The 1453-nt window shown below is 63.2% G+C and carries 1 protein-coding gene; it reads right to left on the bottom strand.

Features of this window, described 5'->3' with window-relative positions; genetic code table 11:
• A partial coding sequence (locus B5D80_RS32650; RefSeq protein WP_144081853.1) for an MDR/SDR family oxidoreductase occupies window positions 1–1453 on the bottom strand: 1453 nt, incomplete at both ends.

Raw genomic sequence — 1453 nt, 5'->3', positions numbered from 1 at the left:
CGCAGATCAGCATCATCAAGATGCCCCGTCATCCCACTACGCTCGTCCCAGAAACCCCACGCCAACGACGTCGCCGGCAAACCCCGCAACCGACGATCCACCGCCAACGCATCAAGAAACGTATTCGCCGCCGCATAATTCGCCTGCCCCGCCGCACCCAACACACCCGCCACCGACGAATACAACACGAACATCGACAGATCAGCACCCCGCGTCAACACATCCAAATTCACCGCCGCATCCACCTTCGCCCGCAACACCGCCTCCACCTGACCCACCGTCAACGACTCCACCACCGCGTCATCAAGCACCCCCGCCGCATGCACCACCCCACCCAACGGCCACTCATCCGGCACCTCCGCCAACACCCGCGCCAACTCACCCCGATCAGCCACATCACACGCCCGCACCGTCACCACCGCACCCAACCCCGCCAACTCCTCACACAACTCCCCCACACCCTCCACACCCGCACCACCACGACTCAACAACAACAAATGCGCCACCCCCAACCCCGCCAAATGCCGCGCCACCACCCGACCCAACGTCCCCGTCGCCCCCGTCACCACCACCGTCACCGCCCGATCCACCACCCGCGGCACCGACAAAACAACCTTCCCCACATGCCGCGCCTGACTCACAAACCGCAACGCCTCCGACACCCGACGAACATCAAACACCCGCACCGGCAACGGACCCACCACACCCCGCTCCACCAAACCCGCCACCTCACCCAAAATCTCACCAATACGATCCGCACCAGCCTCCGCAAGATCAAAAGCCCGATACGAACCACCCGCCGGCAACACCACCCCCTCCCGCACATCCGTCTTACCCATCTCCACAAACCTGCCACCCACCCCCAACAAACCCAACGACGCATCCACAAAACCACCAGACAAACTATTCAACACCACATCCATACCCACCGGAAAACGCTCCGCGAACGACACATCCCGCGACGACCCAATATGATCATCAGCCAACCCCAACCCCCGCAACACACCCCACTTACCAACACTCGCCGTCCCAAAAACCTCCGCACCCCAATACCGCGCCAACTGCACCGCCGCCATCCCCACACCACCCGCAGCAGCATGCACCAACACCCGATCCCCCACCCCCAACCCACCCAAATCCCGCAACGCATAAAACGCCGTCGCAAACGCCACCGGCACCGACGCCGCCTCCACAAACGACAACCCCACCGGCACCCGAACCAACATCCGCTCGTCCGCCACCGCCTCCGGACCAAACGCCCCACTGAACAAACCCATCACCCGATCACCCACACCAAAACCCGACACCCCCACACCAACCTCCAACACCACACCCGCAGCCTCACCACCAATAACCCCCACCCCCGGATACATCCCCAACCCCAACAACACATCCCGAAAATTCACCCCCGCAGCCCGCACCCCCACCCGCACCTCACGAACACCAAGCGCGG

This window comes from Micromonospora wenchangensis (genome assembly GCF_002210435.1).
In the GTDB taxonomy this organism is placed as follows: Bacteria; Actinomycetota; Actinomycetes; order Mycobacteriales; family Micromonosporaceae; genus Micromonospora; species Micromonospora wenchangensis.
The sequence above is the reverse complement of the archived record's forward strand: the minus strand, read 5'-3'. Positions and strand labels throughout refer to the sequence as shown.